Source organism: Paenibacillus plantarum, assembly GCF_013141695.1.
Classification (GTDB): domain Bacteria; phylum Bacillota; class Bacilli; order Paenibacillales; family NBRC-103111; genus Paenibacillus_E; species Paenibacillus_E plantarum.
In genome coordinates this window covers 43,945-61,781 of record NZ_WHNY01000027.1, presented here as the reverse complement: position 1 = coordinate 61,781, position 17,837 = coordinate 43,945, and the positions used below count along the sequence as shown (strand labels likewise).

The following is a 17,837-nucleotide window of genomic DNA, read 5'->3' as shown; positions in this document are numbered from 1 at the left end:
CCGTTAAGAGGTTAGTTTTATCGAAAAGCAGGCTCGGATACAGTCATTTCCGACTCCCCATTTCCTGAGCCTCCCACTTTGGGTGTCTCAGTTGCGCTTTAGTCAGTTTCAGCCACTGAGACTACCATGTAGGGCGGCTCGGTCATTTTTTTCAAGGAGGCATAACCTATGCAAATTCACGTTGTCCAAAAAGGGCAAACGTTGTATCGTATTTCGCAAACCTACGGCGTGTCGGTCGAGGAGGTCGCAGAGGCGAATGAGTTAACTCCCTCTCAATCGTTAGTCATCGGACAGGCATTAGTCATTCCGATTGTTGGCTCCTACTATTGGGTACAGCCTGGTGAGGGCCTTTATCGAATCGCACAAAAGCTTGGCATTGACCTTGAAGCACTCGCGTCTGCCAATGGACTTACGCTATATCAAACTTTGCCCAGCGGTTTCCGATTATATATCCCCCCTACCCCGCGCAAACAAGCCGAAGTCAATGCCTATATCGAACCTAGAGGCACGGATGTGTCACCTGTTCTCGTTCAAGCTGCCCGCGAAGCCGCACCTCATTTGACCTACTTAGCTCCCTTCAGCTTCCGCATTAACCGAGATGGCACCTTGGTCCAGCCGCCGCTTAACGATTTGCGCGAAATCGCCCAGCAGCATGGCGTCACCCTCATGATGGTAGTCACCAACCTCGAGAATGACCAATTCAGCGCAGAACTTGGGCATGTGATCTTAACCGACGAAGCTGTCCAAAATCGTTTGCTACAAAACATCGAAACCACTGCTGATAAGCTTGGGTTTAAAGATATTCATTTTGACATTGAACATCTACTGCCCGCGGATCGGGAGGCTTACAACAAGTTCCTGCGCAAAGCGGTAGATCGCTTTCATCGGAAAGGCTATCTCGTATCCACTGCCCTCGCGCCAAAAACAAGTGCCACACAAGCAGGAGCCTGGTACGAAGCTCATGATTATAAAGCCCATGGCCAGATTGTCGATTTTGTCATTATCATGACCTATGAGTGGGGTTACAGTGGCGGACCGCCTATGGCCGTTTCCCCTATTGGACCTGTTCGCAAAGTGTTGGAGTACGCACGCAGTGAAATGCCATCTTCCAAAATCATGATGGGGCAAAATTTGTACGGTTACGATTGGACGCTGCCCTTTGTCCAAGGAGGCGCCTACGCCAAAGCGATTTCGCCACAGGCAGCCATTGATCTAGCCCGCAAATATAACGCGCAAATTTTATATGACTACACGGCACAAGCGCCGCACTTTAACTATTGGGATGACGCGGGCAAGGAGCACACCGTCTGGTTCGAGGACGCTCGCTCGATTCAAGCGAAGTTCCGATTGATCGAAGAGCTCGGACTTCGCGGTATTAGTTATTGGAAGCTTGGACTCAAGTTCCCGCAGAACTGGCTGCTGCTTGAAGATAATTTCAAAATTGTGAAACGCGGTTAACGCCATTGAGCACCCTTCCCGCAAGCGCGTGTAGATGGTGGGGTTCTCTTTTTCGACATAATCAACAAAATCTCAACAAATTAAATAAGCATTTCCCTTCATTTTCCGCGAAGAAATGCCGATGAAAATAGATATCAATTTTCAACAAGCAGATTCTAGCAACAGCTTTAATGGAGGGAAATGAAGCATGAAATGGTTTTCTCAAAGTAAATGGTTGTCCCTAGTTGTCATTTTCATTCTTGCAAGTCAGGCTATTTTCACTGGAAGTGCTTTTGCCGCGACTGACATTTCGAAATTAGTTCTGAACAAAAATGAGCTTAACTTGCAGGTTGGCGATACAGCTAATCTGACAGCAACGGCCGTTTTCACAACTGGCTCTACGGAAAATGCAACGGTCAAGACCGATTGGAACTCCGGCACGACCGATGTAGCATCTGTCTACGCGGGTGTCGTGACAGCCAAAAAAGAAGGTAAAGCCGTCATTACAGCCACCTATCTTGGAGAGACTGTCATCGTTAACGTAACCGTTACGAAAAAAGTAAAATCGTTAACCACCGACAAACAAGCCCTTGACCTTCGTCTCAATGGAACGAGCCAAGTGCTGATAACAGCTTACTATGACGACGGTACTTCTGCAGATGTAACAAGTAAAGCAGACTACACAGTCGCATCCAGCTCTGTCGCTACGGTGACGAATGGTCTAGTTAAAGGACAAAACCCAGGAAGCACGACCATTACGGTATCTCATATGAATCAATCGATCGTTTTGGATGTCGATGTCGAGGTTGTACGTCGCCTTGATGCAGAAAAATCCAATGTTTCCTTACTTCTGAAGGGGACTAGCGTGCTTGAATTAACGGCTACATACCCGGATGGCACCAAAGATAACGTAGCTACGAAAGCGGTATGGACATCAGACAAGCCAGAGGTGGCAGATGCCCTCAAAGGAACAATTACCGGATACAGTGTAGGGAAAGCGACGTTAACTGCAACCTACGGTACCAAATCAACGACAATTACGGTTGATGTGGATAGCACGCAGAAACTTGAGTTAGATAAACAAAGTATTTTGTTAAAGAAAAATGGAACAGGCACATTAAAGCTTAATGCTACCTATCCAACAAGCACTACGCCTACGGATATTTCGGATCGTGCAGAATGGACTTCCAGCGATGAGAGTATCGTTTCTGTAACCAAAGGCAAGCTCATCGGTAACGCAATTGGCGAAGCAACGATCACTGCGAAGTATGGGGATAAAACAGTCACAGCCAAAGTTGATGTTGAGGTTCCACGTCGTTTGGTCGTGAGCAGCGAGCTCGTTGTCTTGAAAACAACTGAAACTCAGCAACTTGAGTTATTTGCAACCTATGCCGATGGCACAACAGACAATCTTGTAAAAGATAGAGCCGTATGGAGCGTAGATAATGAAAATATCGCTACGGTAACGAATGGACTTATCAAAACGTATAAAGCTGGTGTTGTTACTGTAACTGCTGCCTATGGCGGCAAAACGACGACAACCCGAGTTGAAGTTGACGTCCCTACCAACATCACACTAGACAAGAAAATAGTGAATATGCAAGTCGGAGACTCTACTACGGTCACCATGACTGCGAATTTCAAAGGCCGCACGGATGACGAACTGAATGACAAAACCAAATGGACATCAAGCAACAAAGATGTTGTTGAGGTTCGTGACGGTATCATTACGGGTATTGCTACGGGGGCTGCTACGGTAACTGCCGAATACGGTACGCGTAAAGCAACTGTGCAAGTTTCGGTAGGCGAGTTGAAGACTCTTACGATTAGCCAAGAGAAATTAACTATGAAAAAGGGCGAAACGGCAACCCTTACTGCAGAAGCGGTGTATACCGATGATACCAAGAAACCTGTAACTACGGATGTCATTTGGACAAGCAGCAATGTTAAAGCCGCTACTGTTGACAAAGGTGTCGTAAAAGCCATCGCGTCCGGCGAAACGACAATTACCGCTCAACTGGACAACAAAACAGTTACGATTCCAGTAAAAGTCGATATGGCTAGTGAGTTGAAAGCCAATGTAACTAGCTTGGTTTTTGATTTAAATGAAACAAGATTAATCAAAATTACAGCAACAAATGACGACGGGGAAGATGTTCTCGTTACGACCGATATCGAATGGAAGTCAAGCAATACAGGCATTGCTACCGTATCTAAGGGTCTTGTTACACCTGTTGCCCGCGGTAAAGCAACCATCACAGCAACTTATGGAGGTAAATCAATCTCTATTCCCGTAGAAATCGGTGTGATTGATAGCTTAACAGCGAATAAATCCTTTTTTGTAACGAAAAGCGGATCTGAAACACAACTGAAATTAACTGCAACTTTGTCCGATGGCTCAACGAAAGACGTCACGGATAGCGCAACTTGGAAAGTTTCTTCTTATAAACTTGGAACTATCGAAAAAGGACTTTTCACAGCAACAGCTTCAGGGAAAACAACCATCACTGGCTTCTTTGGAGGTAAAACCGTATCCATTCCTGTGGAAATTGATTCTTTGAAGTATTTGAAGACCAATGTCGTTAAACTTACGCTTAAAGAAGGCGAAACAGCGAAAGTAGAAGCCTTGGCTACGTATACAGATGGATCCGAAGAAGATGTGACCAAGCCGGCACTCTGGACAACTTCCAACATCATGAATGCAGACGTCAAGGATGGTACGATTAAAGCAACTGGCAAAGGGACTGCACGCATTACCGTTACTTTTGCCAACATGAAAACGACCGTTCAAGTGACGGTCACGAAGTAATCCATGCTCAGAACCGTTGCTCCTAGTTATCTAGGGGTAACGGTTTTTTTGCTTTTTAAAGCATCCAACGTCACGCCTACTCCTCCATGCATAACTTCTCATTCACAGGGGAATATATGCTTACCTACACGGAATGACCCCTATCTACAAAATACTTGGAGGCATGGATAATGGTTACCCGCTCTGTCAAATTAGCTTCGATCTCTTTTCTTACTTTTTCGCTGCTGCTCGGTGCACATCAATATCGCCTGCATGCCCATGATCACAATACACAGGTGTCACAGACCGACAATCTGCAGCATCTAAAGAGTGGCTCTGCCACGATGTATCAAACCAATCCCTTTGGTATGCCAGGGGCGGAAACAAGGTTACTCCCCTCTAACAACTTGAATGGCTACGCTGCTGCTTATGGGATTACACCGCCAACAGCGTTTAACGTTACAACCTTGCAAGCTCAATCCGTCGCTGCTACGCCAAAAAATAAAACGAGACCTTGGTATAGCTACCTCGGTTTATTAGGCCTACTCGGCTTGCTCGGACTAGGTTCACGCTCCAACTCTTCGTATTCGAAATAGTTTGTTTGGGCCAAGAAAGAAGCCTAGTTCCTGATGGGGAACGGGCTTTTCGGCATGGAAAAACAAACATTTGTTTACATGATAGACTTTTGTTTTACTGTACGTTAAAATAAGGAGAGAACGACGAAGGAGGGACGCTTTGCATGGATCGTGAACAGCAAATCCTAGCGCTTATCCGTCAAAATCCATTCATTTCCCAGCATGAAATGGCCGGTATCATCGGGATCTCCCGCTCTGCCGTTGCTGGTTATATAGCCTCTTTAACCAAAAAGGGAACGATTCGCGGCAGAGCGTATGTCACCTCTGATGAACATATGATTTTCTGCATCGGCGGAGCCAATCTCGACAGTAAAGCCACTAGCAAGCATGCGATCCGCCTAGCTTCCTCTAACCCTGTAACCGTAACCGAGTCTTGTGGCGGCGTTGCTCGCAACATTGCTGATGCTTTGGCCGGATTAGCTTGTCAAACGTCGCTCCTCACTGTAGTTGGAGACGACAAAGCAGGCCAATGGGTGCTGGAGGAAACGAGGCGCCGAGGCGTCGATGTCAGCCAAGCCATCGTATTGAATGGCGAGAATACCGGAACTTACACGGCACTCCTCGATACGTCGGGGGAGATGTTTCTCGCTTTTGCCAATATGGACATCTACGATAAATTGTCACCCGCGATGCTTCGGGATAAATGGTCCCATATTGCTGCTGCCAAGCTCGTGATTGCAGATACGAATCTACCGAGCGATACCTTGGAAGAGCTGATTCGTCGATGTCAGGAGGAGAATATCCCCCTCTTCATTGATCCTGTCTCCTCGGAGAAATCGAAGAAGCTTCCAACCGATCTGTCTGGTGTAACGGCTATTTTCCCGAATTTAGAAGAGGCCATCCAACTCACCCACACACCACTATCCATGAATCAGGACGTTATTGATATGTTCTATGTAGAACCTGATCATGGCAAAATTGCGAATACGATTCGAGACCGCGGCGTACAGCATGTTTTCATTACACTCGGGAGCCGAGGGGTCTACTATTCTGGAGAAGAAGGCGAACATTTCTTTCCTTCAATTCCAACCCAGGTGGTTGAGGTTACAGGCGCAGGTGATGCCTTCTTAGCGGGTATTGTCTATGGGGTTAGCCATCAACATTCGTTTATGAAATCCTGTGAATTCGGCCTTGCAGCTGCGCACATTACGCTTCAAACTAGTCAATCCACGTCCAGTGAACTGAACGAGGAACGCTTACACCTTACGATTAACACCATGACTAAAGGAGACTAAACACATGAACTCATATTTAACTTTTACCGATGAAGTGAAGGAAGCTCTCGCGAACAATAAACCGATCGTGGCATTGGAAACGACGATTATTTCTCATGGCATGCCTTACCCGCAAAATATTGAAATGGCTAAAAAAGTGGAGCAAATTATCCGCGATAACGGTGCTGTACCGGCAACAATCGGCATTATGGATGGTAAAATCAAGATTGGCTTAAACGAGCAGGAGCTTGAAGCTTTTGCAACGAACGGCCATGTGGAAAAAGTAAGCCGCCGCGACTTCCCGTACATCCTCTCCTCTGGCAAAATCGGTGCGACCACGGTATCTGCGACGATGATCGGCGCTGCCCTTGCTGGCATCGAAGTATTCGCTACCGGCGGCATTGGCGGTGTCCACCGCGAGGGAGAAAGCTCCATGGACGTCTCCGCTGATTTGACGGAGCTGGCGGCGACCAACGTCGCTGTCGTCTGCGCCGGCGTGAAATCGATCCTCGACATTGGACGCACGCTCGAGTACTTGGAAACCCACGGCGTGCCCGTGGTTGGTTACCAAACGAGCGAGTTCCCGTCCTTCTACGCCCGCGAAAGCGGCTATGGCGTAGACTTCCGCCTCGATGAGGCGGCTGACGTAGCCGCTATGCTCCGCACGAAGTGGGAGCTAGGCCTGAATGGCGGCGCCATCATCGCCAACCCGGTCCCGGCGGAATCCGCCATGGACCATGCTGAAATCGAGGCCGTCATCCAGCAGGCGCTGAATGAGGCCAAAGAGCAGAACGTGACCGGGAAGAAGGTCACGCCGTTCTTGCTAGCGCGGATTAAGCAGCTGACGGAGGGGCGCAGCCTGGAGACGAACATCGCGCTCGTTTATCACAATGCGCAAACCGCCGCAAGGATTGCGGTTGCGCTGAAGAACTAGAATAGACTCGCTCCCCGTGTGGGGGGGCGAGTTTTTTTTGTAATTCTGGGGATCTAACGGAACGTAGCTCCGCTATTTGATCACAATGAGTCCTTTTCCGAAAGTTAAGGAACGTCAGGGCTTTATTGTGAGCTTTTTCGGCTAATTAAGCATGTTTGTGGTGAAATAGCAGAACCTCGTTCCGCAACTTCAGGAAAACATCTGTTTTTCCACAAATAGCGTCCTCTCGTTCCGTATCTCTAGCATACTGTCCTTCAGACGGTTGCTACATTAGCTTGCAACAGCCTGCCTCTTCTTTTTCCAAGGCCGGAACACCGAAATACAAAGTATGAACACCGTGACAGCGACTTGGAAGTAGATCGCATATTGACGCAGCGTCTGGTTATGCAGAAACTCCGGATTGGTCAGTGCCAGCGCTTTCTCTGTCTCTAAGAGTGTCATATTGGCCAGCATCAACTTATCCACAACGAATATGCCAATGATGGTCTGTCCGACAAAAAGAATCCATTTCACAGTGACCCACCGATGCTTGAAAAATCCCCAGCTCGTTAGAAAGCCATACAGAAAACCTACAAGCAGCGTCCCCACCGCCCCTGTTCGGATAATCATGTCGCTAAGAACAATAATCTTTTTGTACGTAGCTAACGTATCTTCATATGTCGCAAGACGGATGCCCATATTCAAAGCTAAGGAACTCATAATGCCGCCAAAAAATAAGGCAACAAGCGATATATGCACAATTTTCAACCATTTCATGCCGACTGGACTTAATTTTTTCATCAATAATCCTCCCTAAGTGGTTAACTAAGGAGCATTATACCTGCATCATGTTGCGAACTTGTGAAGATGCGTTGCGATTTGGATGAATGTCCCCACAAGCAGGTAGAGTAAAGGTATACTAAGCTTACTTCGTTACGGAAATGAGGATTATTCGCATGACACACACGCTTTTACTCGTCGATGATGAGCGGCAGGTGCTTGAATTCATGGAGCCCTACTTACGTCAGGAAGGCTTTCATATTGTTACAGCTACAACAGGAATGCAAGCTTTGGCACTTGCCAATGAACATAAACCTGCACTCGTGGTGCTAGATTGGATGCTGCCAGAAATGAGTGGAATCGAGGTTTGTCGACGTTTGCGCAGCGGATCCAGTCATATTGGAATTATCATGGTGACAGCGAGAACGGATGAAACGGACAAAATCGTGGGGCTAGAGGTCGGCGCCGATGACTATTTAACGAAACCTTTTTCCTTGCGTGAGCTAACTGCGCGAATTCGTTCGGTGCTGAGAAGGCTCGCAGTCCATGAAGAGGGCGAAGTCGAAGAGCTTCAACGTGGCGATTTGGCGATTCATGAAGCGAAATGCTTAGTACGTAAACGGGGCCAAGAGATCTCACTCACACCAACGGAGTTTAAGCTGCTCCTTACTCTGGCCGCAAGACCAGGGATCGTATACAGTCGCCTACAATTGCTGCAAAGCGCATTGGCGGATGATTTTCTAAATGATGAACGTACAGTAGATGCGCACATTAGTCATCTGAGAAAGAAAATAGAGGACAATCCCTCTTCCCCTCTTTTTGTGCAAACGGTATATGGGTTTGGGTATCGATTCGGTGATCGGCTATGAGTGTACGGCGTAAGCTATTTATCATGATGATTACCTTTATTGTGGGGATGGGCGTCATCTTTGCGGTGGTCACGCAGTTCTTGATGCGGGATGTGCTGCAGGTGATGGTTGAAGCCTCACGTCAGGATGAGATCGGGGAAATCTCCCAGTCTCTCCAACAGTTCTACCAAACGAACGGAGACACTTGGACAGGTATTGAAACTTATTGGGCGGCTCACCTTCCGAAGATGATGGGGGAAAAAGATGTGAGTGTGATTCTGATGGCTGCCGATTCCCATGTTGTGTTAACGAGTGGGGATACTCCTTCCAAAAGAGTTCAGACATTCGGGATTCGAAGCACCCTCATGTTGGGCGGAAGGCGGATTGGTACGCTGATTTATCATGATGCAGGTGCTGAAGTGATATCTCAGTTGCGCATCGGCGTTCTCAGCTCCACCCGTTTTCTCCTCATCATCGGGACCTTCGTCTTCGTGCTAGTTTCCCTGTTCCTGATCTATTGGCTCGCTCACCGGCTAACAGCCCCTCTTCGGGCGCTCATTCCTGTGCTGGATCGATTGGGCAAAGGAGAATACGGCATTCAAGCGCCTGTGACTAGTCAGGATGAGTATGGCAAGGTGGCTGAATCTTTTAATGTGATGTCTGCACAGCTAGAGCAAGCAGAGTCTTTGCGCCGGAACATGGCCGCTGATGTGGCACATGAGCTGCGAACACCGCTGACCATCATCAGCGGTAAACTTGAACTACTCCAGCAGGAGGCGCGGCCCCTTCCACCAGAGGAGTTACTACCGCTGCAGGATGAGCTCATACGCTTAACACGGCTCGTTGATGACCTGCATCAGCTATCGCTGGCAGAAGCCAAAAAGCTTCCGCTAGAGCGGAAGCCTGTTGATATGCTTCGTCTTCTTGAGCGCGTCGTTGACCATTTCGCGCCGGATGCACAGCGTAAAGATGTGAAACTCTCGCTTCATAGTACTGCTGAGAATACCGTGCTGTGGGTCGATTCTCATCGCATGACCCAAGTGTTCTATAACCTGCTGACCAATGCCATTCGGTATGCGGAGGGTGGTGAGGTCGAAGTCCTTATTGAAAGGCAAGGCGACCAGCACCTTCATTTCTCCGTTCGCGATACAGGTATGGGCATCGATGCTTCGCATCTGCCCTTCCTATTTGAGCGTTTCTACCGGATGGATGAAGCGCGTGCCCGTAATAGCGGCGGTATGGGGCTTGGTCTCGCTATCGCCAAACAATTGATTTTGGCCCATGAAGGGACCATCGAAGTGAGCAGCCAGCTGGGGGAAGGCTCTGTATTCACAGTTTCACTTCCCTTCAACAAGCGTACTGCTTCGGAGTAGTTACTCCGTTACCCATTGCGTTTTTAAGGCAAAAGGGACACGCGCTGCCTTCGTTGGAATAACTTCCGGATAACCAATGTAGATAAAGCCGACCATCTCTTCTTTGCCTGAGAGACCGAAGTTCTCTTGCATTTTCGGATGATACGTCGGATCGCCAGTCCGCCAGATGGTGCCTAAGCCCAGTGCGTGTGCGGCTAGCATCATATTCTGTACGGCGCAGTGAACAGCTGCATATTCCTCTATCACGGGTACAACTGGCTTCTCCGCCGGTGAAACGGCTACTGCAATTACGAGCGGAGCTCGCAAGGCTTTTTTCTCATTGTTGCTGCGCAGCTGCTCTTCTTCTTCCTCAGACAGCTCAGCATCTGCGCCTGACTTCGCTTCCGCAATGGCGACTTCGGCATAGCCTCGTCCCAACAGCTTTCTGCCCTCGCCCGACATCACCCAGAACCGCCAAGGTTCCGTATTCGCGTGATTCGGTGCCCAGACAGCAGCTTCCAAAATCTCTTCAATCAGTGCGTGCTCGATGGGATCCTGCTTGAGTTTCCCAATACTGCGCCGCTGGCGAATCGCTTCTTTCACATCCATGTGTTCCACTCCCATTCCATTCATATCTAAATCTAATGTACATGTTCCCATGGCTATTTTCAATTTTTGATAAGCCTCCCTTTAAATAGTCAACATGATGCGTCAATAACCTAGCTAGCTTGTGCGAGTGATAGTTGCAAGGGGGGATGGTGTCCAAGTAGCTAGTATTTGAACTCCCTCGAGGATAGATGGAAAACGTACAGTTAAATCAGCACGGTTCCCCCGATTTTACGAAATAGCTGGATAACATGTAGGTAATTCCACTCGTTTCCAGCGAAAATGGCGGATATGTCAAAATTAACTACCCTTTTTCCATCTAATCATGATTTTTACCTGCAGAACGTGAAATTAGCTGTAGATTTTCCAGTTAAACGAGGAGCCCACTCGCTCATCCTCACCTCGCCAATTCCCTTCAGCCGCTACAACTCGCATACGGTGCAGCACCCGCGGGAAGCTTGCTCTCCCAAAAATTTCCTCCCCCTAAAAAACGCACAAAAAAGACCCCAACGAGTCTAACCTCGTCGGAGTCTTTATGTAAATCCTCTATGTGTGCCAAACCTTATTTGTCTTTTTTAGCGTGTGAACCGTCGCAGTTGCCCTCACCGTTTTGTGTGTTTCCGCATGCACATTTACCCATAATCGCTGCCTCCTCCAAATGTAATCTTGTTGGGTTTATTATATCCAACTCACTTACATTTGTAAAGTAGTTAATTAAAAGTTAGTAAATGAGGATAATTATCATTCTCAATGGGGCACTGCTTCTTCGCGACTAGCTCGTCATATTTAGTTTTTTATCCGTAGGTAGGAAGGCTGCAAATAGTCCGAGCAACGGCAAGTACGCGCAAAGCCGAATCACGAAACCGATACTTGTCGCATCCGCCAACGTCCCCAACACCGCCGAACCAATGCCGCCTAGACCAAACGCTAGTCCGAAGAATAATCCTGATACCGTACCAACCTTGCCAGGCAGCAACTCCTGCGCATAGACCACGATTACGGAGAAACCGGACAACAGAATGAATCCGATGCATGCACATAGAACCGCTGACCAGAACAAGTTTACAAATGGAAGCAGCAAAGAGAACGGCGCTGTTCCCAAGATGGAGAACCAGATCATATTTCGTCTACCGAATCGGTCCGCCAAAGGGCCACCCATAAATGTCCCCACAGCCCCAGCTGCCAATAGGGTGAAAATAATGAGCTGCGCTTTCCCTGTCGTGACTCCAAAATGGTCCATCAAATAAAACGCGTAGAACCCTGTCATACTCGCCACATAAACGAATTTGGAAAAGAGCAGCATGATCAGAATACCTAGCGCGTAGGCGACTGTTTTCTTTGGCAAAGGCTTCTTCACCGAAGCCGTTTTACGAACAGCGGAACGTGCGACTAACGCGCCTTGGTACCATTTTGCCACAAATATCTGAACTACGATCCCCGCTGCCGCTGCAAAAGTAAACCAAATAATCCCGAACTGACCTAACGGTACAAAAATAAGTGCTGTAAAAATAGGTGCCAAAGCCTGACCAATGTTCCCGCCTGTTTGGAAAATCGACTGCGCCAGCCCTCTACGAGGACCCGCAGCTAAGAAGGCGACCCGCGAAGACTCTGGATGCAGCACGGATGAGCCTAGGCCAACCAGAATTACGGCCATGATCACATGCGAGAATGTTCCCGCATAGGCCAGTACGACAATACCAAATAGCGAGAAAATCACGCCAATTGGCAGTAAATAGGGCTTCGGCCTCGCGTCGGTATACAACCCGATTAAGGGCTGGAACAAGGAAGCTGTCACGTTGAGTGTGAAGGCGATCCAACCGATTTGCGTAAAGCTTAACTGCAAGGAGTCATGCAAAATCGGGAAAATCGCGGGAATAACCGATTGAATCGCATCATTTAATAAATGCACTAAGCTGATCGAAAATAAAATGGCATATACCGTACGTGCCTGTGTCTGTGCTGAATTTGTAGCAGAAACTGTACCTGTTGCTGTTTGCATGAACATTACTCCTTATCATCATATCATCTGACGTTTAAAATCATGGGAAAGGCAAGGATGACTCCCGCTCCCCTCTTCTTCATAATCTTACTCTTTACGTTTAATCTAATTGTCCTGCTGAAGAAACTTTTTGACCTGCTGAACGGTGCTCTCCAGATTCTGAAGTGTCCAATGCTCCGCAGCGGCAACATCCTTATCTCGGATCGCTTGATACACATTCACATGATAAAGATGATGGTGATCGTGAACCTGCTCATCCTTTACTAAATTCGTCAGAGCTTCCAACATGACTGCTGAAAATGAGCGATACAAATCGACAACAATGCTATTTTTGCTCGCAACCGCGACTGCCTGATGAAAAACCATGTCAGCAGCTAAATAAGCATTCGTATCCCCTCGATCCAGCGCCTGCAACCGTTGATCCAACGCTTCACTCATCTGAGCCAAATCGGCTTCGTCGCGACGTTCTGCAGCTAGTCTGGATATTTCGAGCTCGAGCATTTTTCTGACTTCGTAGACTTCCAAAATTTCCGCTCGACGCAGTCGGTGAACTAGCGGTTCTTGCATCGCTGCATCGGAATGCCCCGTTAGAAAGGTGCCGAAGCCTTGCTTCTTCTCCAGCAATCCCGCATGCACAAGAACCCTCACAGCTTCACGAATGGTGGAGCGGCCGACGCCGAACTGTTCCATTAATTCCGGCTCCGTCGGAATCTTATCGCCCATTTTCAGCTCGCCATCTGAAATTTTCTTCTGCAGCTGGGTCACAACATCATCCACAAGTTTGGGACGGCGGAGTGTTTGGAAAGAAACCTTCGCATTCATCTGATCATCTCCTGTATGGCGAGTATAACACAGACGCGAATTGTTTTTCTATTCTTTATTTAAATTCAACATAAATTTAGCACTCTTCTATCGAGACTGCCAGAAATTTGACAATGACGTAGATGATCAGGCAAGCTATAGTTATAGCAACAAGACAAGCACGTGAAATACTAGTCCACTAGATTGCTAGAACACAAAATTCTAATTATGCCAAGGGGGCCATTCCTATATGAAATCAAACAAAAAACTTACACTCATCTCCACGACTGCCATGGCATTTTCATTATTCGCTTCTTTGACACTTGTTCAACCTGCCTCCGCTGCGGTTAAAACAAGCGCTGATTTTACAGATTTGGCTGGAAGTAACGCAGCTTTGAAAACGAAAATCGATCGTATGATCGCTGATGGCATTTTTGAAGGCGTTTCGGGTACAACTTTCGGAATCTCACAAAATATGACGCGTGCGCAATTCGCTAAAGTAGCTACGAAAATCTACAATATCCCGGTTGATCTTACGCTTAACGTGTCCAGCTTCACGGATGTTCATGCAGACGACGCGGCTAACGGTTGGGCGATCCCTTATATTGAAGCGGCCAAAAAAGCTGGTCTGATCGACGGCGTGACAGATACAACTTTCCAGCCTGGTGAATCGGTTACAGCGGCTCAATTAGATACCGTTCTTCTTAAAGGATTAGGAAAAACGGTTTCGATGGCAAGCTCGCCTTGGTACACCGATGCGGTTAAGCAGGCAACTGCACTTGGTATTCATCCAACTAGCAAAGCTGGCGATCAAGCCGCGACACGTGAGGATCTCGTAGTTAGCTCGTACGGGGCTCAAGATGCTTTCAACGCTCAGAAACCGCCTGTTGTAACACCGTCTAACCCAAGCAATGTTTCGGTTGTAGGTGATTACCGTTTGGGCAGCGTTATTGATAGTGGATTGACTAGCTCCGCTACAGGTACTATCACCAAAACGATTGCCGAAGATCCTACGCTAAGTAAATTTGCCAAAGAGATCAAAATCAAATTAACAAACTCTGCTGGTGAAGAAATTGCGACTCCTGGCATTGTACAGTCTGTTGTCTCCTTAGATCCTAGCATTGCTAAAGTAGGCCTTACCTCTGATCATCGTGCCTACGTGCTGGGTAACAAACCCGGTACTACGGACGTAAGTCTTATTGTGCAAGTTGGGAATGGGGAAGCCAAACAACTGCATGTTAGCGTAACTGTCGAAAGCACTTCTGTGAGTGTGAAGACATTGACAGCGGGTGAAACTTCCATTACTGAACCTATGACAATGAGTGTTGGTGACAATGTGTACAAAGCTAATTTCGACGCATACACAGCCATGGATCTTACGGCTACAGATAACTATGGAAACAAATATGAAGACCTCGACATCCGCAATTATAACTTTGCTCTAGGCACTTTATTTATTACGAATGATGTGCGCGGGGAAGCCGGCTCCACGGTTGGCTCGGTCTCGGTCGATCCTGATGGTACTGTAAAGGTAACGGGTAATGTAACCAGTTTTGAACTTACTGCCGTTTCAGCATCGGGCGTCAAAGTGACAAGCTACGTTACACTAACAAGATAAGTTGAACGAATGCAGCAGCTCCCCTTCCGGGGAGCTTTTTTGTATGGGGACGCACACTAGCCCATCTCTTACATATATTGCTAGTGCTCATCATTTTACAGAAAGGGGTCGGTCTCGATGTACAACGACCCAACCTTTTATACCTATCCCCCAGCTCAGTATCATTTATATCCTGCTCACCCCTACCACTATGCACCTTACTGGGCGTGGGACCGCAACTTTCCCCCAGTTAATACCAAAATGCTTTCTACCTCCGTCGTTGCCTCGGAGCACCTGTTAAAAGATGCTTCTATCGTCGTCAAAAAGCTCACAGACCCAGAGATCGCTCGTCAATTAATGACGAATGCTCAGAACGGCAACCAAAAAGAAGTCGATCGTATTGTTAAAACCTTCGGTAGTGATTCCACCATCGAAACTAGCTACTCCCCCAGTGCCATACAATTCGTGGTTGGTCCCCGCATAACCGCAAATCAATGCTGCCGAGTCACGCTCATGCTCAAATGGGGCGAATAAAAAAAGCAACCCGCCTCGTTACCGCGAGTAGGGTTGCTCTTCTTTCAACGCACATCTACACTGTTAAGCAGCGGCCACGTAACCGCGAGCCAATAGGATGCTGCAATGAGCATGACCCAGTAGAGAATGTAATATATATCTAACATCGAGTAGGAAGATACATAATAATACGTGCGTTTACGACTCATCGAAAAACGCTTCGCTTCCATCGCCACCGCCGTCCGGTGGGCACGGCGAATGCTTTGAGCCAGCAGCGGAATGGCGATCATCCGCATCGTGGTATACCACGATGTCAGCGGATTCTGCTGTTGACGCTTGCCCCTAACCTTGAGCGCATAGCGAAGCGTCTGCAGCTCCTCTAGGATGACCGGCAGCATGCGCAGCGCTGCCAGGAAGCTGTACGCATACTTCGGCGCGACCTTCCAGTGCTGCATCATCGCATAGAACAACGCGACAGGCCGCGTGGTCAAGCTGAACAGCAAGCCGACGGAGGCAACCTGGATGCCGCGCAAACCAAGATGGATCCCGCGGTAGAAGCTTTCCTCGGTAATTCGAATGATCCCAAGATGAAACCATTCCGTCTCCCCGATACCGAACATCATCATGCCCGCTGTGGAGGACACGAAAATCAGCAGAAATGGCGACGCATAGAGCAGCAGTCTCTTCGTAGGATGTCCGGATAATAGCGCCAGTGGAAGCAAGGCGCCTATCGTCAGGAATAGCATCATGTTGAGATTATGGGTGAAGACAACCACAATAAATAGCAGAATCGACAAGATAAGCTTCACACCTGGGTTTACCCGATGCAGCCACGTTTCACGAAAGCTGAACGTTATTTGCATAGCAGCGGCTCACCTCCTGGGACAGCATGAACAGTGGGTACGTGCGCGACTTCCGTTACGCGCCCGGCCTCGACCTGCCAGACGCGCGTTGCCCAGCGCTGGACGATCTCGTGATCGTGTGTCACCATCACGATCACAGTCCCGCTGGCACGCAGCCGCTCCAGCTGCTCGAGCATGCGCAGCGTGCCGCGCGCATCGAGCCCGAAGGTGGGCTCATCCAGCAGCAGGATGCGTGGCCCGCGAACCATCGCGGACGCCACGCTAAGCCTGCGCTTCTGGCCCAGCGAGAGCTGGAACGGGTGCCGCTCGCGCAGCGCGAGCAGGTCGTATTCCCGGAGCAGCAGCTCAGCCGCTGCCCACTGCCCGTTCCTCGGCTGACCCTCTGGCAAGCCGTAGGTCAGCTCTTCCTCCACGGAGTTCGTGACGAACTGGAACTCAGGGTTCTGGAACACAAAGCCGACTTGCTCCGCAAGGTGCTCGACTTTGTTGCCCTTCACGCCCGCGATCAGACAGCTTCCGCGGGTTGGGATGAGCCGCATGATCGCGAGGAGGAGCGAGCTTTTGCCAGCACCGTTGGCACCGACAACGGTGATCCATTCCCCTGGATAAACGCTAAAGTTATCCACAGAGGTCCTGATCTGCCCCCCGCGAACACCGACGAAATCCTGGAAGACCATAACGGGTGTCAGCGTTGCCCCACTTGTGGGCTGGCTATTCCCTTCATCGTCTCCCTTCACTGTCGCCTGCGGATTCGCCTTGGCGTAATCCTCCCATACCTCGGGATACCAAATGCCGTATTCCCTCATTTGCTCTTTGTAAGCCTCAAACATGGCAAGCGGCGGTCCATCGGCCAGTACCTTGCCTTCTGGTGTCAGGATGATCAAACGATCGAGCAAATCCAGCATCCCGCTAATTTTGTGCTCGACAATGAGGAGCGTTTTGTCCCCGCTAATGGCTCGAATCGTGTCCCATACCTGCTTCGTACCCTCATCATCCAACAGAGCCGTCGGCTCATCGAGAAAGAGCACCTCTGGCTCAAGCGCCAGCACACTTGCAATCGCTAACCGCTGCTTCATCCCTTGGGACAGCGTACTAATCAACGTATGCGCATCAGGCACATACAACCCGACCAAATCCAAGTAATACCGGATGCGCGCAGGCATATCTTCCCGCGGCACCTCCTGATTTTCCAACACGAATGCGATTTCTTCGTCAATATAAGGCATACAGAACTGTGTATCCGGATCTTGAAACACATACCCCCACCGGCTAGGCCTGCGAATTTCATCCGCTTTGAGCGGTAGCTCAATCATGTCCGGGACAATTCCGCTCAACACCTGAAGCAGGGTCGATTTGCCACAACCGCTAGGTCCCAACAGCAGTACCTTCTCACCCCGCTCGATGGAAAAGGAAACCCCCTGAAAGATCAGGGGGGCGTCATCGCCGGGATATTTTAACCGTAGATTCGTAACGCTCATTCCTTCGCTCATC

General features: G+C 48.8%; 15 protein-coding genes. 9 read left to right on the top strand and 6 right to left on the bottom strand.

Annotation, left to right across the window (positions count from 1 at the left end; all coding sequences use genetic code 11):
- Positions 1 to 168 precede the first annotated feature (168 nt).
- From GC096_RS08990 to GC096_RS08970, 5 genes are all read left to right on the top strand, one after another.
- Positions 169 to 1,458 carry a glycoside hydrolase family 18 protein gene (locus GC096_RS08990; protein ID WP_171629908.1) on the top strand — a complete coding sequence of 430 codons (1,290 nt, stop codon included), beginning with the start codon at positions 169 to 171 and terminating at the stop codon, positions 1,456 to 1,458.
- Between the two features lie 187 nt (positions 1,459 to 1,645).
- Positions 1,646 to 4,246 (top strand): Ig-like domain-containing protein, encoded by a 2,601-nt coding sequence (locus GC096_RS08985; protein ID WP_171629907.1) that lies wholly within the window; start codon positions 1,646 to 1,648, stop codon positions 4,244 to 4,246.
- A 170-nt stretch (positions 4,247 to 4,416) separates the two neighbouring features.
- Positions 4,417 to 4,821, top strand: a complete 405-nt coding sequence (locus GC096_RS08980; protein WP_171629906.1) for a hypothetical protein — start codon at positions 4,417 to 4,419, stop codon at positions 4,819 to 4,821.
- A gap of 143 nt (positions 4,822 to 4,964) precedes the next feature.
- On the top strand, positions 4,965 to 6,095 hold the full coding sequence (locus GC096_RS08975; protein WP_171629905.1) for a carbohydrate kinase: 1,131 nt from the start codon (positions 4,965 to 4,967) through the stop codon (positions 6,093 to 6,095).
- A 4-nt stretch (positions 6,096 to 6,099) separates the two neighbouring features.
- Positions 6,100 to 7,008: a pseudouridine-5'-phosphate glycosidase gene (locus GC096_RS08970; protein WP_171629904.1), complete on the top strand. Its 909-nt coding sequence runs from the start codon at positions 6,100 to 6,102 to the stop codon at positions 7,006 to 7,008.
- Positions 7,009 to 7,278: 270 nt separating this feature from the next.
- Here GC096_RS08970 and GC096_RS08965 read toward each other — a convergent pair whose 3' ends face one another.
- On the bottom strand, positions 7,279 to 7,788 hold the full coding sequence (locus GC096_RS08965) for a DUF2269 family protein (protein ID WP_171629903.1): 510 nt from the start codon (positions 7,786 to 7,788) through the stop codon (positions 7,279 to 7,281).
- A gap of 155 nt (positions 7,789 to 7,943) precedes the next feature.
- On the opposite strand from GC096_RS08965, the gene GC096_RS08960 reads away from it, so the two are divergent.
- Positions 7,944 to 8,636, top strand: coding sequence for a response regulator transcription factor (locus GC096_RS08960; RefSeq protein WP_171629902.1), 693 nt, complete (start codon positions 7,944 to 7,946; stop codon positions 8,634 to 8,636).
- Positions 8,633 to 9,988 (top strand): sensor histidine kinase, encoded by a 1,356-nt coding sequence (locus GC096_RS08955; protein ID WP_171629901.1) that lies wholly within the window; start codon positions 8,633 to 8,635, stop codon positions 9,986 to 9,988. Before GC096_RS08960 ends, GC096_RS08955 begins: the two co-directional genes overlap by 4 nt.
- On the opposite strand, the gene GC096_RS08950 is transcribed toward GC096_RS08955, so the two are convergent.
- The 3 genes from GC096_RS08950 to GC096_RS08940 form a co-directional block, all read right to left on the bottom strand.
- Positions 9,989 to 10,639 (bottom strand): nitroreductase family protein, encoded by a 651-nt coding sequence (locus GC096_RS08950; protein ID WP_312886226.1) that lies wholly within the window; start codon positions 10,637 to 10,639, stop codon positions 9,989 to 9,991.
- A 706-nt stretch (positions 10,640 to 11,345) separates the two neighbouring features.
- Positions 11,346 to 12,572 (bottom strand): MFS transporter, encoded by a 1,227-nt coding sequence (locus GC096_RS08945; protein ID WP_246302654.1) that lies wholly within the window; start codon positions 12,570 to 12,572, stop codon positions 11,346 to 11,348.
- Between the two features lie 105 nt (positions 12,573 to 12,677).
- Positions 12,678 to 13,394 (bottom strand): FadR/GntR family transcriptional regulator, encoded by a 717-nt coding sequence (locus tag GC096_RS08940; RefSeq protein WP_171629899.1) that lies wholly within the window; start codon positions 13,392 to 13,394, stop codon positions 12,678 to 12,680.
- 229 nt (positions 13,395 to 13,623) lie between these two features.
- On the opposite strand from GC096_RS08940, the gene GC096_RS08935 reads away from it, so the two are divergent.
- Together GC096_RS08935 and GC096_RS08930 are read left to right on the top strand one after the other, a co-directional pair.
- Positions 13,624 to 14,991 (top strand): S-layer homology domain-containing protein, encoded by a 1,368-nt coding sequence (locus GC096_RS08935; protein WP_171629898.1) that lies wholly within the window; start codon positions 13,624 to 13,626, stop codon positions 14,989 to 14,991.
- A 117-nt stretch (positions 14,992 to 15,108) separates the two neighbouring features.
- Positions 15,109 to 15,504, top strand: a complete 396-nt coding sequence (locus tag GC096_RS08930) for a YuzC family spore coat inner layer protein (protein WP_171629897.1) — start codon at positions 15,109 to 15,111, stop codon at positions 15,502 to 15,504.
- Positions 15,505 to 15,548: 44 nt separating this feature from the next.
- On the opposite strand, the gene GC096_RS08925 is transcribed toward GC096_RS08930, so the two are convergent.
- Both GC096_RS08925 and GC096_RS08920 read right to left on the bottom strand, forming a co-directional pair.
- Positions 15,549 to 16,346, bottom strand: coding sequence for an energy-coupling factor transporter transmembrane component T family protein (locus GC096_RS08925; RefSeq protein WP_171629896.1), 798 nt, complete (start codon positions 16,344 to 16,346; stop codon positions 15,549 to 15,551).
- Positions 16,337 to 17,836 (bottom strand): ABC transporter ATP-binding protein, encoded by a 1,500-nt coding sequence (locus GC096_RS08920; protein ID WP_171629895.1) that lies wholly within the window; start codon positions 17,834 to 17,836, stop codon positions 16,337 to 16,339. The genes GC096_RS08925 and GC096_RS08920 overlap by 10 nt, the downstream gene beginning before the upstream one ends.
- Position 17,837: the final 1 nt, after the last annotated feature.